At 72.4% G+C, this 25,534-nt stretch carries 23 protein-coding genes; 12 read left to right on the top strand and 11 right to left on the bottom strand.

What is annotated here, in order from left to right:
• Positions 1-124 precede the first annotated feature (124 nt).
• Both OG435_RS12775 and OG435_RS12770 read left to right on the top strand, forming a co-directional pair.
• Positions 125-3,046, top strand: coding sequence for a DEAD/DEAH box helicase (locus OG435_RS12775; RefSeq protein WP_266876939.1), 2,922 nt, complete (start codon positions 125-127; stop codon positions 3,044-3,046).
• Positions 3,043-4,251 carry an SWIM zinc finger family protein gene (locus OG435_RS12770; protein WP_266876938.1) on the top strand — a complete coding sequence of 403 codons (1,209 nt, stop codon included), beginning with the start codon at positions 3,043-3,045 and terminating at the stop codon, positions 4,249-4,251. Before OG435_RS12775 ends, OG435_RS12770 begins: the two co-directional genes overlap by 4 nt.
• Here OG435_RS12770 and OG435_RS12765 read toward each other — a convergent pair.
• Entirely contained in the window at positions 4,232-4,777 is a 546-nt protein-coding gene (locus OG435_RS12765; RefSeq protein ID WP_266876937.1) for a hypothetical protein, read from the bottom strand. The genes OG435_RS12770 and OG435_RS12765 overlap by 20 nt on opposite strands.
• Before the next feature lie 163 nt (positions 4,778-4,940).
• On the opposite strand from OG435_RS12765, the gene OG435_RS50115 reads away from it, so the two are divergent.
• On the top strand, positions 4,941-5,636 hold the full coding sequence (locus OG435_RS50115) for a chaplin (protein ID WP_323187820.1): 696 nt from the start codon (positions 4,941-4,943) through the stop codon (positions 5,634-5,636).
• On the opposite strand, the gene OG435_RS12750 is transcribed toward OG435_RS50115, so the two are convergent.
• Positions 5,629-6,303: a DUF2293 domain-containing protein gene (locus tag OG435_RS12750; RefSeq protein WP_266876936.1), complete on the bottom strand. Its 675-nt coding sequence runs from the start codon at positions 6,301-6,303 to the stop codon at positions 5,629-5,631. The genes OG435_RS50115 and OG435_RS12750 overlap by 8 nt on opposite strands.
• A 140-nt stretch (positions 6,304-6,443) precedes the next feature.
• On the opposite strand from OG435_RS12750, the gene OG435_RS12745 reads away from it, so the two are divergent.
• A complete protein-coding gene (locus tag OG435_RS12745) occupies positions 6,444-6,833 on the top strand; it encodes a cupin domain-containing protein (RefSeq protein ID WP_266876935.1) in 390 nt (129 codons plus the stop codon).
• A gap of 45 nt (positions 6,834-6,878) precedes the next feature.
• On the opposite strand, the gene OG435_RS12740 is transcribed toward OG435_RS12745, so the two are convergent.
• Positions 6,879-8,324 (bottom strand): WGR domain-containing protein, encoded by a 1,446-nt coding sequence (locus OG435_RS12740; RefSeq protein WP_266876934.1) that lies wholly within the window; start codon positions 8,322-8,324, stop codon positions 6,879-6,881.
• Between the two features lie 92 nt (positions 8,325-8,416).
• Between OG435_RS12740 and OG435_RS12735 the strand changes: the two genes are divergently transcribed.
• Together OG435_RS12735 and OG435_RS12730 are read left to right on the top strand one after the other, a co-directional pair.
• Positions 8,417-9,109 carry a uridine kinase gene (locus OG435_RS12735; protein ID WP_266876933.1) on the top strand — a complete coding sequence of 231 codons (693 nt, stop codon included), beginning with the start codon at positions 8,417-8,419 and terminating at the stop codon, positions 9,107-9,109.
• 236 nt (positions 9,110-9,345) lie between these two features.
• Entirely contained in the window at positions 9,346-9,945 is a 600-nt protein-coding gene (locus OG435_RS12730) for a hypothetical protein (RefSeq protein ID WP_266876932.1), read from the top strand.
• 9 nt (positions 9,946-9,954) lie between these two features.
• Here OG435_RS12730 and OG435_RS12725 read toward each other — a convergent pair whose 3' ends face one another.
• Both OG435_RS12725 and OG435_RS12720 read right to left on the bottom strand, forming a co-directional pair.
• The gene (locus OG435_RS12725; protein ID WP_266876931.1) at positions 9,955-10,878 is read right to left on the bottom strand and encodes a carbohydrate kinase family protein; all 924 of its coding nucleotides are present in this window, start codon (positions 10,876-10,878) and stop codon (positions 9,955-9,957) included.
• Positions 10,875-11,825 carry a pseudouridine-5'-phosphate glycosidase gene (locus OG435_RS12720; protein WP_266876930.1) on the bottom strand — a complete coding sequence of 317 codons (951 nt, stop codon included), beginning with the start codon at positions 11,823-11,825 and terminating at the stop codon, positions 10,875-10,877. The genes OG435_RS12725 and OG435_RS12720 overlap by 4 nt, the downstream gene beginning before the upstream one ends.
• Positions 11,826-12,563: 738 nt before the next feature.
• Here OG435_RS12720 and OG435_RS12715 point away from each other — a divergent pair.
• Entirely contained in the window at positions 12,564-12,941 is a 378-nt protein-coding gene (locus OG435_RS12715) for a cupin domain-containing protein (protein ID WP_266876929.1), read from the top strand.
• Here the strand turns inward: OG435_RS12715 and OG435_RS12710 are convergent.
• The 3 genes from OG435_RS12710 to OG435_RS12700 form a co-directional block, all read right to left on the bottom strand.
• Positions 12,935-14,230, bottom strand: coding sequence for an MFS transporter (locus tag OG435_RS12710; protein ID WP_266876928.1), 1,296 nt, complete (start codon positions 14,228-14,230; stop codon positions 12,935-12,937). The two genes, OG435_RS12715 and OG435_RS12710, sit on opposite strands and share 7 nt — an antisense overlap.
• A gap of 142 nt (positions 14,231-14,372) precedes the next feature.
• The gene (locus tag OG435_RS12705) at positions 14,373-14,942 is read right to left on the bottom strand and encodes a methylated-DNA--[protein]-cysteine S-methyltransferase (RefSeq protein ID WP_266876927.1); all 570 of its coding nucleotides are present in this window, start codon (positions 14,940-14,942) and stop codon (positions 14,373-14,375) included.
• Between the two features lie 67 nt (positions 14,943-15,009).
• A complete protein-coding gene (locus OG435_RS12700) occupies positions 15,010-15,894 on the bottom strand; it encodes a glycerophosphodiester phosphodiesterase (protein ID WP_266876926.1) in 885 nt (294 codons plus the stop codon).
• 254 nt (positions 15,895-16,148) lie between these two features.
• Here OG435_RS12700 and uvrB point away from each other — a divergent pair, with 254 nt between their 5' ends.
• From uvrB to OG435_RS12675, 5 genes are all read left to right on the top strand, one after another.
• Positions 16,149-18,308, top strand: coding sequence for an excinuclease ABC subunit UvrB (uvrB, locus tag OG435_RS12695; RefSeq protein WP_266876925.1), 2,160 nt, complete (start codon positions 16,149-16,151; stop codon positions 18,306-18,308).
• Between the two features lie 86 nt (positions 18,309-18,394).
• Positions 18,395-18,973: a TerD family protein gene (locus OG435_RS12690; protein ID WP_254383773.1), complete on the top strand. Its 579-nt coding sequence runs from the start codon at positions 18,395-18,397 to the stop codon at positions 18,971-18,973.
• A 119-nt stretch (positions 18,974-19,092) separates the two neighbouring features.
• Entirely contained in the window at positions 19,093-21,075 is a 1,983-nt protein-coding gene (locus tag OG435_RS12685; RefSeq protein ID WP_266876924.1) for a TerD family protein, read from the top strand.
• 265 nt (positions 21,076-21,340) lie between these two features.
• Positions 21,341-22,336, top strand: a complete 996-nt coding sequence (locus tag OG435_RS12680; protein WP_266876923.1) for a TerC/Alx family metal homeostasis membrane protein — start codon at positions 21,341-21,343, stop codon at positions 22,334-22,336.
• A 105-nt stretch (positions 22,337-22,441) separates the two neighbouring features.
• Positions 22,442-23,671, top strand: coding sequence for a serine hydrolase domain-containing protein (locus tag OG435_RS12675; protein WP_266876922.1), 1,230 nt, complete (start codon positions 22,442-22,444; stop codon positions 23,669-23,671).
• A gap of 8 nt (positions 23,672-23,679) precedes the next feature.
• Here the strand turns inward: OG435_RS12675 and OG435_RS12670 are convergent, their stop codons facing one another.
• The 3 genes from OG435_RS12670 to OG435_RS12660 all read right to left on the bottom strand — a co-directional run bounded on the left by OG435_RS12670 (position 23,680) and on the right by OG435_RS12660 (position 25,507).
• On the bottom strand, positions 23,680-24,603 hold the full coding sequence (locus tag OG435_RS12670) for a pyridoxal phosphate-dependent aminotransferase (protein WP_266876921.1): 924 nt from the start codon (positions 24,601-24,603) through the stop codon (positions 23,680-23,682).
• A gap of 153 nt (positions 24,604-24,756) precedes the next feature.
• Positions 24,757-25,119: a hypothetical protein gene (locus OG435_RS12665; RefSeq protein WP_266876920.1), complete on the bottom strand. Its 363-nt coding sequence runs from the start codon at positions 25,117-25,119 to the stop codon at positions 24,757-24,759.
• Positions 25,120-25,171: 52 nt separating this feature from the next.
• Positions 25,172-25,507, bottom strand: coding sequence for an HIT family protein (locus OG435_RS12660; RefSeq protein WP_266881682.1), 336 nt, complete (start codon positions 25,505-25,507; stop codon positions 25,172-25,174).
• Positions 25,508-25,534 lie beyond the last annotated feature (27 nt).

Here is a 25,534-nt window from a genome sequence, read left to right as displayed (position 1 = left end):
AGCCGGAGCCGCGGAGCTCCCGAGCCTCGGGAAACGTGCAGCTCAGCGGGATTGTCAGTGGGGCCGCCTAGACTCGGGGCAGAGGGGATTCGGCGGCTGTGAAGGTGGCGGGAACGGGATGGGCATGCCGACGACGTCGCGCGCGCCGGGGCAGCCGGCCGGCGCCGACGCCGGGTCCGCGCTGTCGCGGCACGCCGCCGTGTTCCTGCCCGCCGCCGTGCCCCGCAAGAGCCGCATCGCGTTCTGGGCGCCCGAGGGGGACCCGTTGCCGGCCGAGGGTGACCCGGCCACGCTCCAGGTGGTGCGTCCCCACGGCGAGGGCGTCCGTACCCGCACGGTGCCCGCCGTCACGCTGACGGTCACCGCCGCCCTGCCCGTGCTGGTGCGCGCTGCCCGTGGGCCCTTCGCGCATCCCGCGACCCGCGCCTGGGGGACCGCCGCGGTCCAGGCGCTGTCCCTCATCGCACGGGGCCGACTGCTGCCCGGGCTGACCCCCGAGGGGGTCGACGCCTGGCGGGCCGGGCCCCTGGACGCCGAGGACATCGCGCATCTGCGCGCGGTCGCCGCCGCCCTGCCCCACGAGGGGTACGCCACCCCGCTCGCCGGACGCCGTCCGCTCCAGCTGCCCGAACCGGAGGCGCTGGTCAGGGCGTTCCTCGACGCCGTCGCCGACAGCCTGCCCCGGACCCCGGCCGCCGCCTTCGCCGCGGGCCGTCCCTTCGCGGCCCGCGAGCCGCAGCGGGTCCCGGGGATGCGGGACTGGGCCGCGCAGGTCGCCTCGGGCGCGGACACCGGAGTCGGGATCTCGCTGCGCCTCGACCTGTCCTCCTTCCGCCTCTTCGACGAGGCGGAGAGCGGGGCGAAGCCGGGGGAGGACGTCCGCCGCGCCGGAGCCGCCGTCGTCCAGGTGCACAGCCTCGCCGACCCGACCCTGGTCACGGACGCCGCGATGCTCTGGGCGGGCGCCGCCGCGGCCGGCTTCGGACCCCGCGCCCGGATCGACGCCGTCCTCGCGCTGCGCCGGGCGGCCCGGGTCTGGCCGCCGCTGCTGCGGCTGCTGGACCAGCCGGTTCCCGATGTCCTGGCCCTTTCGGACCCCGAGCTCGAGGATCTGCTGGGCCGCGCCGCGACCCGGCTGGCGGAGGCCGGAGTCCTGGTCCACTGGCCGCGCGAGCTGGCTCGTACGCTGTCCGCGACCGCGGTCGTACGGTCCACCGCGCCCGGTTCCGCCACCGACGGCACCGCGTTCTTCGACGCCGAGCACCTCTTCGCCTTCTCCTGGGAGCTGGCGCTCGGCGGGGACCGGCTCACCCCGGGGGAGATGGACGCGCTCGCGCAGGCCCACCGGCCCGTGGTGCGGCTGCGCGACCAGTGGGTGCGGGTCGATCCGGAGCTGGTGCGCAAGGCACGCAAGCGGGAGCTGGGTCTTCTGGATCCGGTGGAAGCGCTGGCGGCCGTACTGACGGGGACGGCCGAGGTCGAGGGGGAACCGGTGCCCGCGGTGCCCGTGGGGGCGCTGGCCGCCCTGCGGGACCGGCTGACCGGGGAACTGGCCCCGCTGCCCCAGCCGGCCGGGCTCAAGGCCACCCTGCGCGACTACCAGGCCCGCGGGCTGGCCTGGCTGGACCTGATGACCTCGCTCGGACTCGGCGGCTGCCTCGCCGACGACATGGGCCTGGGCAAGACCGTCACCCTGATCGCGCTGCACCTGCACCGCGACCGTCCCGAGCCGACGCTGGTGGTCTGCCCGGCCTCGCTGCTGGGCAACTGGCAGCGGGAGATCGAGAAGTTCGCCCCCGGCACGCCGGTGCGCCGTTTCCACGGAGCCGGCCGCAGCCTTGAGGGACTGACGGACCAGCCCGCCGGGGGATTCGTCCTCACCACCTACGGAACCATGCGCGCGGGAGCGGCCCGGCTGGCCGAACAGCCCTGGGGCATGGTCGTCGCGGACGAGGCCCAGCACGTCAAGAATCCGCACTCGGCGACCGCCAAGGCGCTGCGCACGATCCCGGCGCCCGCCCGGGTGGCGCTGACCGGCACCCCGGTGGAGAACAACCTCTCCGAGCTGTGGGCGCTCCTCGACTGGACCACGCCCGGACTGCTCGGCCCGCTCACCGCGTTCCGGGCCCGGCACGCCCGGCCCGTGGAGCACCAGACGGAGGAGGACGGGGGCAACGAGGCGGCGGTCGCCCGACTGGCCGCGCTGGTCCGGCCGTTCCTGCTGCGGCGCAAGAAGTCCGATCCCGGGATCGCGCCCGAGCTGCCGCCGAAGACGGAGACCGACCACCCCGTGTCCCTCACTCGCGAGCAGGCCTCCCTCTACCAGGCGGCCGTCGACGAGGCGATGGCCGTGATCGGCGCGAGCGAGGGCATCGAGCGGCGCGGCATGATCATGAAGCTGCTCGCCTCGCTCAAGCAGATCTGCAACCACCCCGCCCAGTATTTGAAAGAGCACAGCTTGAAAGAGCACGGCTTGAAAGAGCACAGCTTGAAGGAAGTGGAGCCCCGGATCGCGAACCGGTCCGGGAAGCTGGCCCTCCTCGACGAGCTGCTCGACACGATCCTGGCCGAGGGCGGCTCGGTGCTGGTCTTCACGCAGTACGTGACGATGGCCCGGCTCATCGAGCGCCATCTGACCGCGCGCGGCATCTCCCACCAACTGCTGCACGGGGGCACGCCCGTTCCGCGCCGCGAGGAGCTCGTGGACCGCTTCCAGGCGGGCGAGGTGCCCGTCTTCCTGCTCTCCCTCAAGGCGGCCGGCACCGGCCTCAACCTCACCCGCGCCGGGCACGTCATCCACTACGACCGCTGGTGGAACCCGGCCGTCGAGGAACAGGCCACCGACCGCGCCTACCGCATCGGCCAGACCCAGCCCGTCCAGGTCCACCGGATCATCGCCGAAGGCACCGTCGAGGACCGCATCGCCGAAATGCTGGAGGCCAAGCGGGCGCTGGCCGATGCCGTACTCGGCTCCGGCGAGACGGCGCTGACCGAGCTCACGGACCGCGAGCTGGCCGACCTCGTCTCCCTGCGCAGGCCCGTATGATCACCGCGCGCGACGACCGCCGCCGCACCTTCGAGACCGTGCCGCCGGGCGTGGAGGCCGTCAGCTGGTGGGGCCGGGCCTGGGTGTCCGCCCTGGAGGCGGTGGCCCGCGACGACGCCCGTCTGACCCGGGGCAGGACGTACGCCGCCGAGGGGCACGTCGACGCCGTCACCATCACCCCGGGCCGGATCGTGGCCTACGTACGGGGCAGCCGGCCGCGGCCGTACCGCACCGAACTGTCGCTGCCGGCCTTCTCGGACGCCGAGTGGAGCGAGCTGCTGGAATCGGTCGTGGCCGATCCGACGGCGCTCGCCGCGCTGCTGGAGCGCGAGGTGCCGGAGTCCCTCTCCGAGTCGGTCCTGCCCGGTGCCGGAGAGCTCGTACCGCGCTGCTCCTGCCCGGACGTGGCCCGTCCGCCCTGCAAGCACGCCGCGGCCCTGTGCTATCGCGCGGCCCGGCTCCTGGACACCGACCCCTTCGTCCTGCTCCTGCTGCGCGGCCGCGGTGAGCGGGAGCTGCTGGAGGAGCTCACCCGGCGCAACGCCGCCCACGCCGCGCGCGAACAGCCCGACGGGGCACCGGACTTCCCCGGTGTCCCGGCCCGCGCCGCGCTCGTCCGCACCGTCCTGCCGCCGCTGCCCACTCCCCTGCCGGCGCCGTCCGCCGCCGGGATGCCGCCCGCGTACCCGGCCGACCCGGCGGCCCCGGACCCGCTCGCCCTGGACCAGCTCGCCGCGGACGCGGCCGCCCGCGCCCTGGCGCTGCTGCGCACCGGCGAGGATCCGATGGCCGGGCTGAGCCGCTGGCAGGACGCCGTCCGCCTCGCCTCGGCCCATCCCACGGCCGGGCTCACCGGCGCCGCCCGCGCCCTCTACCGGGACCTGGCCCGCGCCACGGGACGCAGCACGACCGACCTGGCCCGGGGGGCTGCCGCCTGGCGGCAGGGCGGTCTGCCCGCCCTGCTCGCCCTCGAAGAGCCCTGGGATCCGCCGGCCGGCCCCTTCGACCGGGCCCGCCCCGCCCTCCTCGCCACCGGCCGGGGCTCGTTCCGCCCGGACCGCAACCGGCTCACGGGTTCCTCCCGCCAGCTCCGGCTCGGCCGGGACGGCCTCTGGTACTCCTACGAGAACCGCCAGGGCGACGACGACTGGTGGCCCACGGGCCACCGCCCCTCCCCGGACCCGGTCACGGCTCTGCTGGGCTGAGCCCGGCCGCCCACCGTTCGAGGGTGGTGAAGTCCTGCGGACGCAGGCCGTGGCGGGGGTGGATGCGCAGGAGCAGGGCCGGGGCCGGGTGGTGGGCGGCGACCCAGGCGCGGTCCAGGGGCGTGATCAGGTCGTCGACCCAGGCGAAGGGGCGGCCGGCGGCCCATTCCAGGAGGGGGCGGGTCTTCCAGAAGAGGCCGTCGGGGTCGCGGGTGAAGAGTTCCGGCCATTCGATGACGGGAAGATCAGCGGGTAGTCCGATGCGCGGGGAGATCAGCGTGTTGGCCTCGTGCGTCCAGGCGGTGGCCCAGGCGATCTCGTAGGGCAGCGCCAGCAGCCGGGCGCCGTGGGCCGGGTGCAGGCGCACCCGCAACCCGCGCCGGGCACTGCGGGATTCCGGTGCGCGGTAGGACAGCCAGATGCTCGGACGCATCCGGTGGCTGGTGTATCCGCGCAGACCCGCGAAGCGGGACCGGAACGGGTTGAGGGGGCCGTCCACGTCGAGGAGGAGCAGCGGGCGAGTCATGAAGTAGGGACTACCCAGTACACGATGGAGTGAAATGCTTACCGGCGCTATAACCCGAATGGGGTTATGGCGTTGTTTCCGGTACGGGTGCAAGACCCGTGGACCCTTCCGGAAGGCAGGAAATCTGATGCGTCACAGTCGTCGGAATGGCTTGATCGCGGCGGTGGTTGCGGGAGGTGGACTCGCGGCCGCGGGTGCGAGTGGCTTCGCCTACGCCGACGCGGAGGCGGGCGGACAGGCCGTCCGCTCGCCGGGGGTGCTGTCGGGGAATCTGCTGCAACTGCCGGTGCACGCCCCGGTGAACGTGTGCGGGAACACCGTGAGCGTGGTCGGCGTGCTCAACTCGGCCGCCGGGAACCGGTGCGTCAACGCCTCGCAGGGCGGGGGGAATCCGGGTCATCCCGGACCGCGGCCGTCCGGCTCCTCGCACCCCTCGAAACCCGGCGCCGGAAACGGTGCGGGGAACGGCGGCCAGAGCGGGTACGGCGGGCCCGGCCGGGGTGCGGTGGCCGATGGGCGCGGAAAGGATTCTCCGGGGCTGCTGTCCGGCAACGGGCTCCAGCTCCCCGTCGAGGTGCCGCTCAACGTCAGCGGCAACTCGGTGAGCGTCGTCGGCGTCGGCAACTCCTCCGTGGGCAACACCTCCGTCAACGGCCCGGCCCCGGTCGTCGGCAAGCCCGTCCAGCCGCCCGTGAAGCCGCCCGTCGCCGTGCGGCCGGTCACCCCGCCGGCCCCGCCGCGCAACCACCCCTCGGCCCTCGCCCACACCGGGGCCGAGGACATCGGCTACCTGCTGTCCGGCGGCGGCGCCATGCTGCTCGGCGGAGTGCTGCTCTACCGCCGGTTCCGGCTCAACTAGCCCGCGCGGACGGGTCCGGGGCCGCCCGCCACCCGTCCAGGATCGCGTCGATCCGGGGTGCCAGCCGGGCCCGGGCCGCGAACCGGGGCACGCCCCCCATCAGCAGGGCGTCGTACTCGGTGTCGAGGTGCCGCACGGCCGCCCGTACCGCCGCGTACACGGCGGGCGGGTCCAGGGCCCGGCCCGCCGCGCTACGGCCCACCCGGCCACTGCCGCGCACCGAGGCGTGCGCGGCGATGGCCCGGGCCCGGTCGAGGGGGCACCCGGGGAACAGGCGCAGGATCTCGGCCGCGAAGGCCGCCGTGAACCGGGTGTCCTCGGCGGCCCGGCGCAGCCGGTCGCGCTCCCGGCGGCGGGCCCTCGCCTCGGCGTCCGCGAGGCAGGCGCGCTCGGCGCGGGCCAGGGCGGCGTCCTCGACGAGGATCCCCAGGCGCTCGTAGCGGCGGCGGCGCCGGTGGAAGCGGACCACCACGGCGGACAGCGAACTGGCCTCGTGGGCCCGTCGCGTGAGGGCCGTGTCGCCGCGCGGCAGATAGACGAGGTGTCCGAGGTCGGCGCAGTCCAAGCAGCGGGGCACGCCGGTCTCGCGGACGAGGCGGCGCAGCGGTCCCTGTCGGCACGCCGCGCAGTGGATCTGCTTCGTCGACTCGAAAACGACCAGGCTCATGTCGGTGTGATACCGCCATTCAGGCCGTATATCACCTTGTAGGAATTGATAGTTGCGGTTTCACAGAGCCTTCCCTGACCTCATGGTGTCCTCCTACCGTGAGTCGAGTGGGCCGCGGCCGGTCCATGGAGGAGGGAAACATGGCTGGACGGCAGGCGACGGCCGGTCGCCCGAGGGCTGCGGGCCGGCGTCCGAAAGCGGAGGTGGCCTCCGACCTCGTGGTGAGAGAGGTCGCGATAGAGCCGGGTGGATGCACCGGCTGGCATTACCACCACGTCCCGCTGATAGCGGTGGTCAAGTCCGGCACCCTGACCCGGATCCTGAGCGACGGCACGGTCGAGGTGCACCACACCGGCACCAGCTTCGTCGAGCCCGCCGGCCGGCGCCACGTCCACCTCGGCCGCAACCTCGGCAGCGAGCGGGTCGTGCTCTGCGTGACCGCGGCCCTCGCCGAGGGCGACCCCTTCGCGCTGCCCGCCGAGGCCCCGCCCGGGGCCACGCCGTGCGCGTGCCCCACGCGGACGCGGTGAGGGCAGACGCGGTGACCCCGCCCCCCCCGTGAACCGGGACCTCGCTCAGACGAGTCGGCGGATCTCCCCGCGCACGCGGTAGAAGCCTCCGGCCGCCGGGTGCAGGCCGTCCACCACGTACCGGGCGCCGGGCTCCCGTATCCCGCGAGGGAACTGCACGTTCCATGAAGGCTCGAACCCGCCCGACACCACCTGTACGCGCATCCGCTGGCCCTGCTGCACGCACTCCACGACCACACCGCCCGCGGGCACCGAGGCCACCGACACCGTCGCCACGGCCGCGGGGGTGGCGGCCGGGGTGAAGACCGGCAGTGCGGCCGCCGACTTCACGTCCACGGCGGTCGGCACCGATCCCTCCCGGGCGGCCGCGATCGCGGCCTCGCTCGCGTCGACGCACACCAGCGAACCGTCCGTGGTCACCAAGTACAGCCGCTCGTCCAGGTACTGCATGGACAGTGCGGCCCCGCTGCCGGTGCCCAGCTTCCACAGCCGCTGCCCGTCGGCGTCGAAGCAGTACACGGACGACGCGAGGTCGCCGGCGAAGACGTGCCGGCCGTCCGGCGAGGTCGCGCACGAGTAGACCGCCGCGTCGCACCGGTACGTGGCCTCCAGCGCGCCCGTGGCCTTCGACAGCCGCTGCACGGTGTTGCGGCCGGTCCCCGCGTACACCGCGTGGTCCTCCTGCCAGCCGAACAGCACCGCCCCGTCGGTCTGTGTGTGCCACAACTCCTCCCCGCCGTCCGGGGCGTAGGCCGTTACCCCCTTGCCGTGGCCGTGGTAGACCGCCCGCTCGTCCGCGCGCACCATCCACGCGTTCGTGCCGGGCGAGCGCCGCGACCACTGGAACTCGTCCTCGTGGTCGATGACCGTCAGCCCGCCGTTGCGGTCGGACACGTTGAGCACGCCCTCGCGGATGTCCAGCCAGAAGATGTCCACGTCGGCCGCGATGTCGTACGCCCCGAAGGGCACCTTCGAGGACAGGTCGTACACCGTGCCGTCGTCACAGCCCGCGTAGATCCAGAACTCGTCCGCCACCAGGCACTTCACCCCGTCCGGCAGCGAGTACCGGGCGAGCACCTCGCCGTCGTGGCTCACCGTGTAGACGTCTCCGGCCTGGTTGCCGACCCAGCAGCGGTCCTCGTCCACGTGGATGCCGAAGGCGGAGGACCCCGTACGGAAACGCCACAGCACCGGGGCCACCGCGCGTGCGGTGGACGGGGTCGAGGTCACCTGGCGGCGCGTCACCGACCGGGCCGCGCGGACCCCCCGCACCGCCGGGGCGTAGCCCTTGCGGACCTTCTCCCCGACCTTCTTGGCCGCGGCCGCCCGCGCCTTCTCGACGGTCGGGAAGGAGGAGCTCTGCACCTGGCCGTCCGCGCCGATGCGTCCGTACCGCACCGAGACGGAGGTGCCGTCGACGGTGACCTCGTAGAACTTGTGGGCACCGCCGTCCTCCTGGGACAGCTCCAGATACGTCGTCTCCCGAGCCATGACAGACCCCTCCCCAAGGCCGGGCCGCCGGCCCCCTGTGCGCCGGTGATCCCTCTCGAAAAACGTTAGGGGCCACCACTGACAATGGGCTGGTGCAGCTGGAAGCGATCACATGGCAGCGGATGGCCGAGCGGCTCGCCGGTCACCTCGACGACAACGGGAAGGGCGCCGGCGAGGACGGTGGCGAGGGCGAGGGCGAGGGCGGCCCGGAGGCCCGATGGCGGCGCGTGGGCATCGACGGGGCGCCCGCCGCCCGCACCGGCGTGCTCGCGGCGGAGCTCGCCGAAGCGCTGCGCCTGCGCGGGCGCCCGGTCCTGGTGGTGGCGGCCGAGGGCTTCCTGCGCCCGGCCTCCCTCCGCTTCGAGTTCGGCCGTGAGGACGTGGACTCCTACCTCGACGGCTGGTACGACACGGCGGCGCTGTGGCGGGAGGTCTTCGGTCCGACCGACCCCGGCGGCACCGGCCGGGTGCTGCCCGACCTCTGGGACCCGGTCACCGACCGGGCGACCCGCAGCCCGTACGCCGAACTCCCGCCCGGCGGGGTGCTGATCGTGCACGGCCCCCTGCTGCTGGGCCACTGGTTCCCCTTCGACCTCACCGTCCACATCGGGCTCTCCCCGGGTGCGCTCGCCCGCCGCACCGAGGAGTCCGCCCGCTGGACCCTCCCCGCCTTCGCGCGCTACGAGGCCGAGACCGGCCCGGCGGACCGGGCCGACGCCCTGGTCCGGGCCGACGATCCGCGCCACCCGGCCTGGACGGGGCTGCGCGCGGAGGGTACCGGCTGACCCTGGGGGCCACCGCGCGCACCGCCGCGTACCCCCGCCCGGTCACGGAGGTCCGGGAAACGCAACAAGGGGATTCCGGCACGGTGACGATCGGTTCCGGCCATCGCTCCGGCCGGAACCGCGGGCTACGTTGACGGCACGCTTCGACGGCGGCCACCCCGGTGGCGCCTTGGCAGAGGGAGAAGACGATGCGGTCAATGCAAAGACACGGCGCGGCGGTTGGGGATGCGAGACGGGTGCGCACACAGGCGGCGCTCGCGGCGCTGGCCCTGTGCGGGACCCTGGTGCTCACGGCCTGCAACGGCGACGACGAGGCCGGTGCGCCGGGAGCCCTCGCGAGTCCCTCCGCCGGCGCGTCGGTCACGGGCGCCGCCTCGCCGTCGGCCCCGGCGTCACCCTCCTCGGCCCCGTCCAAGAAGCCCACTCCCCCCGCGACTTCGTCCGCCTCCCCGGCGGGTACGAAGAAGCCGCCGGCGCCCGGCTCCACCTGCGATCACAAGATGCCGATCTCGCCCGACGAGGTGGCCGTCCACCGCTACACCCCCGAGGGCGGGGTCCACAGCCTGATCGTCAAGCACGGCAACTGGGGCTGCGCCGCACCCGGCAAGGACGCCGCCCCCTTCGACACGGTGGGCAAGGAGACCTTCCTCAACATCGCCGAGGACGCCAAGATCACCGCCCTCACCCCCATCGTCGCCAGCCCGGTCAGCAAGCCGATCACGCTCCAGCAGCTCATCGACTGGCTGATCGCCCACCCGAACCAGGGCCGCGTCTTCCGCTACCACCTGGACAGCACGGGCGTGATCGACTGGATGGACCAGCAGTACACCTCCTGACCCCTCTCCCTACGGCCGCCCGCCCAGCCGGGTCACCGCCAGGGCGGCCGCCCGGCAGCCGGCCCCCGCAGCCCACGCCGAGCCCGCTCCCGCCAGCCGGGCGGCGAGGAAGGCGCCGGTGAAGGCGTCCCCGGCGCCCGTGGAATCCACCGCCTCGGCGCTCTCCGCCGCGACCTCGGCCGTCACCCGGCCGTCCTCGGCGACGAGCGCTCCGGCCCCGCCCCGGGTGACCACCACCAACGGCACCCGCCGGCTCAGCTCCGCCGCGGCCCGCGCGAGCGCCCCGGCCCCGTCCGCCCCGGTCCGCCCGCTGTGCGATCCCGCCAGGAGCAGCGCCTCGTCCTCGTTCGGCAGCAGTACGCCGGCCCCCGCCGCGGCGGCCAGGAAGCGCTCCGGGCCCGACGAGGCCAGGAACCCGGCCGACGCGGGATCCACACTCACCGGTACGTTCCGGGCCCGGGCGTCCCGTAGCGCGACCAGGGCCAGTTCGCGGCTCGTGTCGGCGAAGAACAGGTAGCCCGACAGGTGGAGATGGGCGACCCCGTCCAGAAGCGCGGGCTCCCAGTCGGCGGGGGAGAGCCGCAGCGAGGCCCCGCTGTCGGTCAGGAAGGTCCGCTCCGCGTCCCCGCCGACCAGCGCGACCACCGTCCCGGTCGGCTCGGCGGGATCGACCACCAGCCTCGGCCGCACCCCCGCGTCGAGCAGCGCCCGCTCGTGCCACCCGGCCGACTCGGCGCCGACCCGCGCGAGGAGGCGCACCTCGGCGGCGCCCGCGTGGGCGGCCCAGCAGGCCGCGTTGGCCCCGGCGCCGCCCGGCAGGGTCCGGATCCGGGCCGCGGTGTCCGTACCCGGAGCCAGCGGCTCGGCATGCACCGCCACGACGTCCGTGACCACGTCCCCGACGACCAGCAGGGCTCCCGGCCCGGCGGTCACGGCCGGGCCGCCCAGGCCCGCGCGATCCGGGACCCGAGGCGGACGTTGCCGCGTACCGCCGCGAGATTGGCCTCCAGGGAGGCGCCGCCCGTCGCGCGCACCAGGAACCCCAGCAGGAACGGTGTCACCGCCTGTCCCGTGATGCCCCGCTCCCGGCACTCCGCCAGCGCCTCGGCCAGCACCCGGTCGTGCAGCTCCGGATCGAGCTGCCGCTCCCGGTCCACCGGATTGGCCACGAGAAGCGCCGAGTCCGCGCCGCCGAGCAGGTCCTGGGCGGCCATCACGGCCGCGACCTCCTCCGGCCGCTGGACCGTCCAGTCCACCGGTTCGCCGGAATCGGCCAGGTAGAACCCGGGGAAACGATCCGTCCCGTACCCGAGGACGGTCACCCCCAGCGTCTCCAGCCGCTGGAGCGTCGCGGGCACGTCCAGGATCGACTTCACGCCCGCGCACACCACGGTGATCCGGGTCCGCGCCAGCAGGGCCAGGTCGGCCGACTCGTCCTGCGACCGGGGCCAGTCCCGGTGTACGCCGCCCAGCCCGCCGGTGGCGAAGACCCGCAGCCCCGCCCGCGCGGCGAGGAAGGCCGTGGCCGAGACCGTCGTCGCGCCCGTCGCCCCCGTGGCGAGGGCGGGGGCCAGATCCCGGTGGCCGAGCTTGCGCACGCCCTCGCCGCCCGCGATCCGCTCCAGCCGGGCCTTGTCCAGCCCGGCGTACGCCACTCCGTCGACGACCGCGACGGTCGCCGGAACGGCTCCCTCCGCCCGGACCAACTCCTCCAACTCCAGACCCACCGCCAGATTGCGGGGGCGGGGCAGGCCGTGGGCGAGGATCGTGGACTCCAGCGCCACGACGGGCTGCCGGCGGTCGAGTGCCTCGCGGACCTCCTCCGACAGGACCGGGAGGGGTGCGGACGCGGTGTGCTCGGATGCTGTGTGCTGTGACATGTCCCCATCCCTGGCACGGGATCCGGGCCCCCAAACGCGCGGACGCCGCACCGGCGCGAACCCGTCCCCGGGCGTGAGCCCCATGAGCGGCGCCGCCCTGCCCGCTGCGCGGGCCACCCCACACCCGCAGCCCCGGCTGCGACCCTTGCCGCTTTGCCGCTGCGCGGGGCGGAGTTCCCCGCTGCGACCCTTTGCCGCTGCGCGGGGCGGAGAGTTCCCCTACCCGCCCTTCCACCGTTCCCAGGGCTCCGCCCTGACCCGGTCCTCAAACGCCGGAAGGGCTGAAAAGACCTGGGGCTCCGCCCCAGACCCCGGTCCTCAAACGCCGGACGGCTGAAAGAACACACCCCGGCCGGGACTGCGATCCGGCTGGGGCTGAATGTCCCCCGGACTGAACTGTCTCCCCCGGCCGGGGTCGGGGGCTGCGGGGCCAGGGCCGGGGACGGGGGCGGGGTGGGGTGTTGGCCGGGACGTAAAGCGTGATTTGTGGCGCACGAAGAAGCCACAACTGTCGAAAGTAGGGGGCAGGGCGCCTAAATCATGCAGTCCAGGCCGACACCCCACCCCGCCCCCGACACCGGCCCCCCACCCGCAGCCAACCCGCGCACAGGAAAGCCCCAGCCCCGCCGGCGCTTGAGGCGCAGGGGTGCGAGGTCGACAGGGTGACGGGTGGAGCCGTCCCGTGCTGGACGGTCTGGTCAGCCCGGTACGCGGGGGCCCCTACTAGGCTCACGGACCATGAGCACGAATGATCACCCCGACGCCCCCGCCTCCTTCGCCGTCTCGCTCCCGGACGTCCCCGACTCCGAACTGGAGGCGGACGAGCTCGACCCCGCGCAGATCGTCTCCGGGAACCCGGTCGTGACGGGCAAGGTGCTGTGGGAGGCGCCGGACGGCTCGCAGGTGCGCGGGATCTGGCAGATCACCCCGGGCGTGGTCACCGACACGGAGGCGAACGAGCTGTTCGTGGTGGTCAGCGGCCGGGCCACCATCGAGGTGGAGGGCGGCGAGACCCTGGAGGTCGGCCCCGGCTCCGCGTGCGTCCTGCGGGAAGGGGACCGGACCACCTGGACGGTCCACGAGACGCTCCGCAAGGCCTACCACATCAGCTACTGACCGGCGTCCGAGGCCTTCACCGGACGGCGCCGCGAGGTGAACAGCGCGAGCGCCGCCATCGGCAGCAGCAGGGCGGCGGCGGCCGCGTTGAGCCAGCCGTAGCCCGCCTGGGACATGACGAGCCCGGCGGCGGCGCCGCCCACCCCGGCGGCCGTGTTCATGGTGAGGTCGCCCAGCCCCTGTACGGCGGCCCGCGCGGGCTGCGGCACCGAGTCGGTCAGCAGCGCCGAGCCGGACACCATGCCGGCGGACCAGCCCAGCCCGAGCAGGAAGAGGCCGATGCCGCTCTGGGTGTGGTTCCCGTCGGCCGTGCCGGCGAGCAGCGCGGCGACGGACAGCAGCCCGGCGGCGAGCCCGATCACGGACAGCCGGCCGATCCGGTCCGCGAGCCAGCCCATGACCGGCGAGAAGCCGAACATGCCGGCGATGTGCACGCTGATGACCAGCCCGATGAGCTGGAGCCCGGCTCCGTGGTGCCCGAGGTCGACCGGGGTCATGACCATGATCGAGACCATGGCGGTGTGCGACACCGCGATGGTGAGCAGCGCGAGACGGGCCCGGGGAGAGGCCTTGACGGCCGCGAACCCGGCGCGCAGCGAACGCCCGGCGCGGGTCTGGTCCTCGGCCGGGGCGAGCGCGCGCGCCGTCAGCAGCGGGTCCGGGCGCAGGAGTACGCCGAGCAGCGTGGCGGTGAGCAGGAAGATGGCGCCGGCCCATATGAAGGGCCCCGCCATCGGGGGTATGGAGGTGCCGGCGAAGCTGCGGCTGGCCGGGGCGGAGAGGTTGGGGCCCAGCACGGCGCCGATGGTGGAGGCCCATACGACGACGGAGATCGCCCGTGCCCGGTGGTCGGGCTCGGCGAGGTCGGCGGCGGCGAAGCGGGCCTGGAGGTTGGCCGAGGAGGCGGCTCCGAAGGCGGCCATGCCGAGCATCAGCAGCGGGAAGCTCTTGATCGAGGCGGCGAGGACCACCAGGGCGGCCCCGGCGGCGCCGATCACGTAGGCGAGGACCAGGCCGGGCCGGCGGCCGCGCGCGGTCATCAGCGCGGCGAGCGGCAGGGAGACGGCCGCGGTGCCGATCACGGAGGCGGTCGAGGCGAAGCCGGAGAGCGACTCCGTGCCGCTGACCTCGGTGGCCAGGACCGGGGCCAGGGCGATGCTGATGGGCACGCCGATCCCGCCCAGCACCTGGCCGGCGATCAGTACCACGGAGGTGCGGCGCCGCAGCCGTGGCAGGTCGGCGGCGGTGAGGGGGGTGGCGGGCCGGTCGGTGCCGGGCGCGGTGCTCACGCGGTACACCTCCGACACGGGTGCGGCAGGGCTGCGGGGGCGGCGCAAGGTGTGGTCACCGCCGCAGTTTCGCACTCCTGCGCGGGCCGGCGGAACAGGGATTCCGGGGGCACGGGGAGCACCGGGAGCACGGCCGGGCGCCTCAGAACAGCGGCTCGGGGAGGACGCCCTCCAGGGCGAGGAGGCGGCGCTTGGTCTCCACGCCGCCGCTGAAGCCGCCGATGCCCCCGTCGTTCTCCACGACCCGGTGGCAGGCCACCACCAGGGGCAGCGGGTTCGAGCCCATGGCGTTGCCGACGGCCTGGGCCGCGCCCGGGGCCCCGGCCCGGGCGGCCAGCTCGCCGTACCCCACGACCGCCCCGTAGGGCACCGTGCGGTCCAGCTCCAGCAGGACCTGCCGGTTGAAGCCGGAGCTGAGCCGCCAGTCCAGCGGCAGGTCGAAGCGGCGCAGCGTACCGGCGAAGTAGGCCTTCAGCTGGCGTATCGGCTCGGCCAGCAGGACCTCCTCGCCCGGCGCCGGCCGCCAGGCGTCGGCGCCGAGCCGGGAGACCAGCGTGCCGATCATCCTCGCGGCCCGGTCGGGTCCGGCATGGAACTCGACCTTGACCAGGCCCTCGGGGGTGGCGGCGAGCAGCAGCGGCCCGATGCCGGTGTCGCCGCTGTCGACGACGGTCCATTCGAGGTGCGGCCCGCGGGGCTCAGGAGTGTCCACCCCTTCACGGTACGGCTCACCACCGACAGTGGGGACAGCGCCGACAGCGCTGACGGCCCCGAGCCCGTCAGTAGCCGCCGACCGCTTCCCGTACGACGTCGGGCTTGTCGGTGATGATCCCGTCGACGCCCATGTCCTGGACCTTCAGGGCGGTCGCGGCGTCGTCCACGATCCAGGTGTCCACTTCGAGCGCCTTGCCGTGGGCGCCGGGCAGCTTGTGCACCGCGGCGACCCAGTCGCTGTCGATGGTGGTGTACCAGGGGTTGATCCGGTCGGTGAACTCGGCGTACCGCGGCAGGTCGGCGAGGGTCGGGGTGCCGAGGAAGGCCGTGTACAGGTCGGGGCGCAGCTCGTGCACGGTGCGGACCGAGGCGGCGCTGAAGCTCTGGACCACCAGCCGGCGGGCCACGTGGTTCTCCTCGAGCCAGCCGGTCTCGCCCAGCACGTCCAGGGTCTGCCGTTCGATGCCGGGGTAGAGCTCGGGCTTCTTGATCTCCAGGAGCAGTCGCTGCTGGTTGCGCTGGACCCGGTTCATGTACTGCCGCAGGGTCGGTACGCGGGCGCCCGCGAACTCCTGCCCGAACCAGCTGCCCGCGTCCAGCCGGGCGATCTCCGCCGCGGTGAAGTCCTTCACCCGCCAGGGCTTACGGTCAGGGAACACCTGTTCGACATCGGTCGTCCGGGCCAGCGTGTCGTCGTGGACCACCACGAGCTCGCCGTCCTTGGTGCGCTGGACGTCGTTCTCCACCCAGTCGAAGCCCATCTCCATGGCGAGGTCGATCGCCTCCAGGGTGTTCTCCGGGGCGTACGCGGAAGCCCCCCGGTGGGCGTACACGATCGGGTTGGACAGCCAGTCCGGACCGGGTGCGGCCGACGTGGAGCCCGCACTGCACACGCTCAGGGTGAGGCCCAGGATGGCGGCGGTGGCCGCGGCGGCGGATCGGACGTACATGCGCGTTCTCCTCGGGTCATGGGCCCTGCTCCTGCCGTCAAACGGGCGCGGAGCGGCATTCGTTGCGGCGAGGCACTGGCGGCGGTGCGTTTCCGACGCACTTTCAGGGAGAGCCGCGTACGGCGATCATGGGGTTGTCGATCACCGGGCCGCCACCGAACTACGACAAACGGACCAGGCCCGGGCCGGGCGCGCAGGGCTCCGTCCGGGGCGGGCGTGCCCCGAGTGTCAGTGGGTGGTCGTACGGTTGACCCATGCGGCCCGTATCGAAGATCGAACGCACGGTGGCGCCTTTCGAGGTCGTCAGCTCGTACACGCCCAGCGGCGACCAGCCGGCGGCCATCGCCGAGCTGGAGAAGCGCATCCGTGCAGGTGAGAAGGATGTCGTGCTGCTCGGCGCGACCGGAACCGGCAAGTCGGCGACGACCGCCTGGATGATCGAGAAGCTCCAGCGGCCCACCCTGGTGATGGCGCCGAACAAGACGCTCGCCGCCCAGCTGGCGAACGAGTTCCGCGAGCTCCTGCCGAACAACGCGGTCGAGTACTTCGTCTCGTACTACGACTACTACCAGCCCGAGGCGTACGTACCGCAGTCGGACACCTACATCGAGAAGGACTCCTCGATCAACGAGGAGGTGGAGCGGCTGCGCCACTCCGCGACGAACTCCCTCCTCACCCGGCGCGACGTCATCGTCGTCGCCTCCGTGTCCTGCATCTACGGTCTCGGTACCCCGCAGGAGTACGTCGACCGGATGGTCCCCCTCAAGGTCGGCGAGGAGATGGACCGGGACCAGCTCCTGCGCCGCTTCGTCGACATCCAGTACACCCGCAACGACGTGGCCTTCACCCGGGGCACCTTCCGGGTGCGCGGCGACACCATCGAGATCTTCCCGGTCTACGAGGAACTGGCCGTCCGCATCGAGATGTTCGGCGACGAGATCGAGGCCCTGTCCACCCTGCACCCGCTGACCGGCGAGGTGATCAGCGAGGACCGCGAGCTCTACGTCTTCCCCGCCAGCCACTACGTCGCCGGCCCCGAGCGCATGGAGAAGGCGGTCCGCGGCATCGAGGCCGAGCTCGCCGAGCGCCTCGCCGAGCTGGAGAAGCAGGGCAAGATGCTGGAGGCGCAGCGCCTGCGCATGCGCACCACCTACGACCTGGAGATGATGCGCCAGATCGGGTCCTGCTCCGGCATCGAGAACTACTCGCTGCACATGGACGACCGCGAGCGCGGCTCCGCCCCGAACACCCTCATCGACTACTTCCCCGAGGACTTCCTCCTCGTCATCGACGAATCGCACGTCACCGTGCCCCAGATCGGCGCGATGTACGAGGGCGACGCCTCGCGCAAGCGGACCCTGGTCGACCACGGCTTCCGGCTTCCGTCGGCCCTCGACAACCGGCCGCTGAAGTGGGAGGAGTTCCAGGAGCGGATCGGCCAGACCGTCTACCTGTCGGCGACCCCGGGGAAGTACGAGCTTTCGCGCGGCGACGGCTTCGTCGAGCAGATCATCCGCCCGACCGGTCTCATCGACCCGGAGGTCGTGGTCAAGCCCACCGAGGGCCAGATCGACGACCTGGTGCACGAGATCCGCGGGCGGGTGGAGAAGGACGAACGGGTCCTGGTCACCACCCTCACCAAGAAGATGGCCGAGGACCTCACCGACTACTTCCTGGAGCTCGGCATCCAGGTCCGCTACCTGCACAGCGACGTGGACACCCTGCGCCGCATCGAGCTGCTGCGAGAGCTGCGGGCCGGCGAGTACGACGTCCTGGTCGGCATCAACCTGCTCCGCGAGGGCCTCGACCTGCCCGAGGTGTCGCTGGTGGCCATCCTCGACGCCGACAAGCAGGGCTTCCTGCGGTCGGGGACCTCGCTGATCCAGACCATCGGCCGCGCGGCGCGCAACGTCTCCGGCCAGGTCCACATGTACGCGGACAGCATCACCCCGGCGATGGCCCAGGCGATCGACGAGACGAACCGGCGCCGCGAGAAGCAGGTCGCCTACAACACGGCCCACGGGATCGACCCGCAGCCGCTGCGCAAGAAGATCAACGACATCGTGGCCACGATCGCCCGCGAGGAGCTCGACACCGAGGAGCTCCTCGGCACCGGCTACCGGCAGACGAAGGACGGCAAGGCCCTCAAGGCGCCCGTCCCGGCGCTCGGGGGCAAGGCGGCGCAGGCCGCGTCGGGCGGCAAGGCCGGGGCCAAGGGCGCCAAGGGCGCGAAGGGTCCCGTGGTGGCCACCGACCGTCCCGCCGCCGAACTGGCCGTACTCATCGAGCAGATGACCGAGCGGATGCGGGGCGCGGCCGCGGAGCTTCAGTTCGAGGTGGCGGCCCGGATCCGGGACGAGGTCGGCGAGCTGAAGAAGGAGCTGCGACAGATGAAGGAAGCGGGCCTCGCCTGACCCGGAGGTGGTCAGTAGGGTTGGCACAGCCGCAGGTACATGCTGCGCACCCCCATCGGGGGAGGGCTATGGAGAGGGGACAGCGCGTGACGGTCAACATGACCAAGGGTCAGGCCATCAGTCTGCAGAAGGCGGACGGAGGCACGCTGACCGCGGTCCGGATGGGCCTCGGCTGGCAGGCGGCCAAGCGCCGGGGGCTGTTCGGCTCGCGGACCCGGGAGATCGACCTCGACGCGTCGGCGGTGCTCTTCGCCGACAAGCAGCCCGTGGACGTCGTCTTCTTCCGGCACCTGCAGAGCGACGACGGCTCGGTCAAGCACACCGGTGACAACCTCGTCGGCGGCGTCGGCCAGGGCGGGGACGACGAGTCGATCCTCGTCGACCTGCAGCGCGTGCCGGTGCACATCGACCAGATCGTCTTCACGGTGAACTCCTTCACCGGCCAGACGTTCCAGGAGGTGGAGAACGCCTTCTGCCGCATCGTCGACGAGACCAACGGCCAGGAGCTGGCCCGCTACACGCTGGACGGTGGCGGCCAGTACACCGCTCAGATCATGGCGAAGGTGTCGCGCGTCGGCGCCGGCTGGCAGATGACGGCCCTCGGGAACCCGGCCAACGGCCGTACCTTCCAGGACCTGATGCCGGCGATCCTGCCGCACCTGTAAGCAGGACTGGCAGCACCGCCGAACACGGCAGCACAGCACGGCAGAGCAGTACGGCAACAGCAGGACCGGGCACGATCGAGGGCCCGGCAGTACACCGGGTACGGGGGAGGGGCTGCACGATGACGGCCGAATTGGTCCGGGGGCAGAACCACCCCCTGTCCCGGAGCCGGGTGGAGATCAGGGTCTCGGCGGGCACACCCGTGCTCGCCCTGGCCCACCTCGGCGACGACTCGGGCCGGCTCGCCGGTCCCGGGGCGCTCGCCCACCCCGGAGCCCGCGCCCTTCCCGGCCTGGAAGTGCCCGGAGCGGCCTCCGGGCAGCACCGGATAGCGGTCGACCTCGACGCGGTCGCACCGGCCGTCCACCGGGTCGGCCTCGTCCTGGTCCTGCCGCCCGGCGGACCGGGGAACTTCGGCGCGGTCCCCGCCTCCTACGTGTCCGTGGCCGACCCGGAGGGCGCGGAGCTCGCCGGGTACACGCTGACCGGACTGGAGTCGGAGACCGCCGTCGTGGCCCTGGAGCTGTACCGGCGCCAGGGCGCCTGGAAGGTGCGCGCCGTCGGCCAGGGGTACGCCGCCGGCCTCGGCGCGCTCCTGACCGACGCGGGGCTGCCCGCGCCGGCCGCCCTGGATCTCGCCGCAGCCGCCCTGGGCACGGCGCCGGCCGGGGACATCACCCTGGCCGTCATGCCCGGCGGGCCTGCCCCGACTCCTGCCCCGACCGTTCCGCGCGGGCTCCGGGCCCCGGCCGCGAACGAGACACCCACAGCCACACCGACTCCGGCTCCGGCCCCGCAGGAGGTCCCGGCGGGCCCCACGCCCCCGCCGATGCCCCCGGCAGCGGTACCGGCGGACCCGGACACCCCCGGCGGCCCGCCCACCATCAGCTACGCCCACCCGCGCCGCCGCACCAGCACCGAGCCGCCCGAGCCCGCGCCGCGCCCGGCCGAGCCGCCGCGGCCCGGCGAGGCGCCCCGCCCCGTCGCCGGGGACGCGAGCGGCTGGTCCATGGAGGAGCGGCTCTACAACCAGGTCTGGGGCATGTTCGAGGACCTGGCCCGCGCCGTCGCCGCCTACCGCGGGGCCGTCGAGTTCGCCGACTCCCGGATGGACCGCGAGCTCGACGAGGCGCTGTCCGACCCCCGCCACCGGCTCGGCGGCTTCGGAAACGCCGCCCGGGACACCGCCAGGGCCCGCCGCGAGGAACTGGTCGCGCGGGCGCAGGAGGTCCTCGACCGGGACCTGGTCCAGCTCACCGCCGAGTCCGAGGTGGTCGAGCCCGCGCTGCCCGCCGCGTACGCACGCTGGGACAACCCCGTCTGGCAGGCGCACACTGTGCCCGCCGAAGCCCCCCTCGCCCTGCGCCTGGGCGACCTCCACCTGCCCGAGCGGCCCGACCTGCGCATCCCCATGCTGGTCCGGGTCCCGCCGGAGCGCGGCCTGTGGATCGACAACGGCCGCACCGGCTCCGAGGCGGCCATGGCGATGGACACCGACCGGCTGCGCCGCGCCGCCATGGACATGGCCGTCGCGCACGCGGCGCGGATGCTGGCCGCCCACCCCGCCGACCGGTTCGCCGTCCACGTCATCGACGCGGCCGGCGCCGGAGCGGCCTCGCTGGCCCCGCTGGTGCGCGCCGGAGTGCTGGCCGGGGCGCCGGCGGCCGGGGCCGCGGGGGTCACCGAGACCCTGGAGCGGCTGACCCGCCGGGTGGACCTCGTACAGATGGCCGTGCGGGCCGGAGCTCCGGAGGACCTGCCGTCCGATGTGGACACCTCCGACCAGCTGCTGATCGTGCACGACTTCCCGCACGGCTTCGACGACCGCGCCGTCACCCGTCTGCGCTATCTCGCCGACGAGGGTCCGGCGGTCGGCGTGCACCTCCTGATGGTCGCGGACCGTGACGAGGCCTCGGCCTACGGGCCGCTGCTGGACCCGCTGTGGCGCTCGCTGATGCGGCTGTCGCCCGTCCCGGACAACCACCTCGCCGACCCCTGGGTCCACCACGCCTGGACCTTCGAGCCGGACCTGCCGCCGCAGGGCAGCCGGGTCCTTGACCAGGCGCTGGAGCGGGTCGCGGCGGCCCGGGGCCGCGCGCGGTAGGCGGTGGCGGGCGGTCCACCGCCCGCCCCGGATGACCGGCCCCTGACCAGTTCTTGGTATCCCCTTTACCTTACGTGCCCACGACGGGTACCCTGGTGACTGCGGAGGGGAGTATTCCTGCTTTCCTGCTACGGCGTGCCCGTCAATACGGACTGCAATCGGTCCCGGGGCGCCGGCCCGTGGCCTCCTGGCCGTCCGGGTGGAAGAGACCTCCGGCAGCGATGACGCTGACAAGTTCTGAGCCATCTGCCGGAGGCGTGTAAAAGTGGACGTTTCGTTGACCCTCTGGGTGCTGACCATTCTCGGTCTGGGCATCCTCATCGGCGCCGATTTCTTCATCGGCCGCAAACCGCACGACGTCTCCATGAAGGAAGCGGGCATCTGGACGATCGTCTGGATCGTCCTCGCGGTGCTCTTCGGCCTCGGCCTCATGGTGTTCGGGCACGGGCAGTCCTCGCAGGAGTTCTTCGCCGGTTTCATCACCGAGAAGTCGCTCAGCGTGGACAACCTCTTCGTCTTCGTCCTGATCATGGCGAAGTTCGCGGTCCCCTCGCAGCTCCAGCAGCGCGTGCTGCTGATCGGCGTGCTGATCGCCCTGGTCCTGCGCGCCATCTTCATCGCCGCCGGCGCCGCGATCATCACCAACTTCTCGTGGGTCTTCTACATCTTCGGCGCGTTCCTCATCTACACCGCGTGGAAGCTGATCCAGGAAGCCCGCAAGGACGAGGAGGATGAGGAGTTCGAGGAGAACCGCCTCCTGAAGTCCATCGAGAAGAAGTTCGGCGTCGCCGACCGCTACCACGGCACCAAGCTCTTCATCCAGAACAACGGCAAGCGCGTCCTGACCCCGCTGATGGTCGTCATGCTCGCCATCGGCACCACCGACGTGCTGTTCGCCCTGGACTCGATTCCCGCGATCTTCGGCCTCACGCAGGACCCGTACATCGTCTTCACCGCGAACGCCTTCGCGCTGATGGGTCTGCGCCAGCTGTACTTCCTCATCGGCGGCCTGCTCAAGAAGCTGGTCCACCTCAGCTACGGTCTCTCCGTCATCCTCGGATTCATCGGCGTCAAGCTCGTGCTGCACGCCCTGCACGAGTCGGGCCTGCACGCCCCGCAGATCTCCATCCCGGTCTCCCTCGGCGTCATCTGCGGCGTGCTGGTGATCACCACGATCACCAGCCTGATCGCCTCGAAGAAGCAGTCCGAGGCCGAGGCCGCCGAGGCCGCGGCCGGCGGCCCGGAGCGCATCGACGCCTGATCCGACGCCTGAACCGACGCCACCCCGGTCGCCGAGCGACCGGGGTGGCGCGGGCCTAGGCTGGTGGGACGTTGCCCTCGTCGTCGTACGGCAGGAGGCCGACCCATGAGGCCGACCCGCATCAGGATGCGCAGGGCCTGTGTGGCGGTTGCCGCCGCCGGCCTGCTCGTCAGCCCGGCCGTCGCGGGCTCCGCGTACGGGGCGACCGTCCCGGCCCCCTCCGTGTCCGCCGCTCCGTCACCGGACGGCGACACCGAATTCCCGCAGCTCACCCCGGCGGTCGCCGCCCGACTGGACGCGGCCGTGCGCAAGGTGATGGACCTGGCGAAGGTGCCGGGCGTGACCGTGGGCCTGTGGTCTCCCGGCAAGGGCAGCTACGTGAAGTCCTTCGGTGTGGCCGACAAAGAGACCGGCGCGCCCATGAAGCCCGACCTCGGGGTACGGATCGGCAGCGAGACCAAGACGTTCACGGTCACCGCCCTCCTCCAACTCGTGGACCAGGGCAGGCTCTCCCTGGACGACCCGATCGGCCAGCACATCAAGGGCGTCCCGAACGGGGACCGCATCACCCTGCGCGAACTGGCGGGCATGCGCAGCGGGCTCTTCAACTACAGCGAGGACCCGGGCTTCGACAAGGAGCTCAACGGCACCTCCACCCTCACCCCGCAGCAGTTGCTCGACTTCTCCTTCAAGCACCCGGTGAACTTCGAGCCGGGCGCGAAGTTCGAGTACTCCAACACCAACCTGATCCTGCTCGGCCTGCTCGTGGAGAAGATCACCGGCCGGCCGATCCACGAGGTCATCGACCAGGACGTGGTGAAGCCCGCCGGGCTGAGCGACCGCACGCTCTTCCCCGTCGGCACGGAGTTCCCCGAGCCTCACGCGCACGGCTACACCAACGACCTGCCCGGCGGGAAGATCGTGGACGCGACCGACTGGAACCCGTCCTGGGCCTGGGCCGCCGGAGCGATGGTCTCCGACCTGGAGGACCTGCGCAGCTGGGCGGAGACCCTCGCCACCGGCGCCCTGCTGACCCCCGCGACCCAGGCCGAGCGGCTGAAGACCCAGCCGATCGGCGTCATCCCCGGCGCGGGTTACGGGCTCGGCATCTTCGACGTCCAGGGCTGGATCGGCCACAACGGCTCGCTGCCCGGGTACGAGACGCTGACCGTCTACCTGCCGGAGGAGCAGGCCACCATGGTCATCGTGCTGACCACCGACGACCTGTACAAGGGGCAGGAGCCCAGCACCCTCTTCGGGGAGGCCGTCACCGCCATCGTGACCCCCGGCCACCTGTACCCCGGACACAAGCCGGCGGAGCATGAGCGCGACTGACGGGGCCGTCAGTCATGAGACCAGCCCGGATAGAGCAGGTTGACACGGACGTGGTTGTCGAAGCCGTCGAGCTCGAAGAATCTCTGATCCATGACGATGGCATCCTTCATCGACGCATCGTTCAGTACGGCGAAGGCGTAGTAGCCGGCCTCGGGTAGAGCGGCTTCCTCGCGTATGACTCCCCTGTCGAGCAGCCGGGCCCGTTCCGCCTGGATGTGCTGCACGAGCGCGTCGTTCGAGTCGTCGGAGTCGAGTACTTCCATGACCCGCCGTGCGAAGTGTTCGTTGGCCGCACCGGTCGCCCCGGTGATGTTCGCGCACGCGTAGCGGACGGTCTCCCGGAGTTCAGGCGGTAGGAGCAGGTAGGCGAAGCGCGTTCCGTGTACCGCCAGGCTCTTGGTCGGACACACGAGTCGGAGCGTGAGTTCCCGCTCGAGCCTGGATGTCAGCTCGACGCGTGAGGATCGGTCCCATCGCGCGTACTGGAACGTCCCGTCGACCAGTACCAAGGAGCCGGTGCGGCGCTGCCACTGTGCGATCCTCTCGATCTGCCGCTCGTGCACCGTGGTGCCGAAGACCCAGATCGGGTCGCAGAGCACGAGGGCGGTCTTGCGTTCCGGCAGGTCGAGGTCGGCGGTCTCACTGTGCAGCAGGTCGCCGCTGATCTGGCGCATGGGGATGCCGAGCGACTCGCAGAAGTAGTAGCAGGCGTAGTAGACGGGAGGCACGTAGCAGACCTCCTGCACGCCCATCTCCTTCAACGCGAGGAACGATCCCAGGAGGAGAGGGCTGGACCCGCTGGACACGTAGACGGCGTCCCGTTCGTAGGTCACCCCGTCCGCCCTGGTGTGGAATCGCGTGATCGCATCGGTCACTGCGGCCGAATCGGAGAGGAAGTTGTAGTTCTGGAGTTCTTGGGGGTTCTGTGCCACCAAATGTGAACCGTTGAGATATTGGCTCGCGTACGGGTGCGTGGTCTGCCAGCCGGAAAGGAATCGTCCGGATCTGTTCGTGCGTGAAGTGCTGTCCAGCTCGCGGTGCAGGCGCAGTAGTTCCGTAGAGGAGACAGTCATCGCGACCCCCGGCTAGGCGATTCGGTGGACCGGCTGACCCACCAATGCACTTTCGATTGTGCCGATCCAGGTATCTGCTCGTCGGTACACGCTTTCGGCTGTGTAACCCGGCCGGAACTCGTTCGAGAAGCGGTGGGAGTCGAGCAGCACCTCGAGGTTGTCCAGGACGACGAAGCACGCCTCGCCGGTCAGACATGCAATGAGTTGTTCGATGGAGGTCCCGCTTGCGCGGGTGTCCCGGTCGGGGAACAAGGAGAGGAGCCCGTGCAGCAGTTCGTCCACGGTCGGCGCGTTCGTCAGGGAAACCCAGATGACACGCCGTGATGTCTGGGCTCCGGTGTGCGCGAGCCGGAAAGCCAGTGCGCTCTTGCCCACACCGCCGAGTCCGTGCACGGTGCACACATGGGGTTCATCGGGTGGGGAGTGGTCAGGGCTCTCGGGTCCTGAGTTCCCGGCGCAGCCGCACGGCGACATCTCCGCTGACGGTGGGCCCACTGGCCGGCCAGATCCCGCCGAAACCGTCACCGTGCCACCGTGGCACCAGGTGCACGTGTACGTGAAAAACGGTCTGCGTGGCGGCCGCCCCGGCAGAACTGATGACGTTCATCCCGTCTGGCCGCAGCACCGCACGCAGGGCGGCCCCCACGGTCGATACCGCTTGCATCAGGCTCGCCAGGGGCGGTCCCGGCAGGTCGAAGAAATCGCCGTAGTGGGATTTCGGAACGACCAGCGTATGTCCGACGGCTGCCGGGCCAGGGCTGATTCATAGTCCTGATGGCTTGGAGAACTT

Origin of the sequence: Streptomyces sp. NBC_01264 (assembly GCF_026340675.1) — a bacterium.
Taxonomy (GTDB): Bacteria; Actinomycetota; Actinomycetes; order Streptomycetales; family Streptomycetaceae; genus Streptomyces.
The sequence above is the reverse complement of the archived record's forward strand: the minus strand, read 5'-3'. Positions and strand labels throughout refer to the sequence as shown.

Bases quoted from the DNA above. Each gene is read 5' to 3' on its own strand.
- OG435_RS12765 (WP_266876937.1), bottom strand. From the start codon at position 4,777: ATGACTCGCCCGCTGCTCCTCCTCGACGTGGACGGCCCCCTCAACCCG.
- OG435_RS12750 (WP_266876936.1), bottom strand. From the start codon at position 6,303: ATGAGCCTGGTCGTTTTCGAGTCGACGAAGCAGATCCACTGCGCGGCG.
- OG435_RS12745 (WP_266876935.1), top strand. From the start codon at position 6,444: ATGGCTGGACGGCAGGCGACGGCCGGTCGCCCGAGGGCTGCGGGCCGG.
- OG435_RS12775 (WP_266876939.1), top strand. From the start codon at position 125: ATGCCGACGACGTCGCGCGCGCCGGGGCAGCCGGCCGGCGCCGACGCC.
- OG435_RS12740 (WP_266876934.1), bottom strand. From the start codon at position 8,324: ATGGCTCGGGAGACGACGTATCTGGAGCTGTCCCAGGAGGACGGCGGT.
- OG435_RS12700 (WP_266876926.1), bottom strand. From the start codon at position 15,894: ATGTACGTCCGATCCGCCGCCGCGGCCACCGCCGCCATCCTGGGCCTC.
- OG435_RS12770 (WP_266876938.1), top strand. From the start codon at position 3,043: ATGATCACCGCGCGCGACGACCGCCGCCGCACCTTCGAGACCGTGCCG.
- uvrB (WP_266876925.1), top strand. From the start codon at position 16,149: ATGCGGCCCGTATCGAAGATCGAACGCACGGTGGCGCCTTTCGAGGTC.
- OG435_RS12720 (WP_266876930.1), bottom strand. From the start codon at position 11,825: ATGTCACAGCACACAGCATCCGAGCACACCGCGTCCGCACCCCTCCCG.
- OG435_RS12675 (WP_266876922.1), top strand. From the start codon at position 22,442: ATGAGGCCGACCCGCATCAGGATGCGCAGGGCCTGTGTGGCGGTTGCC.
- OG435_RS12685 (WP_266876924.1), top strand. From the start codon at position 19,093: ATGACGGCCGAATTGGTCCGGGGGCAGAACCACCCCCTGTCCCGGAGC.
- OG435_RS12715 (WP_266876929.1), top strand. From the start codon at position 12,564: ATGAGCACGAATGATCACCCCGACGCCCCCGCCTCCTTCGCCGTCTCG.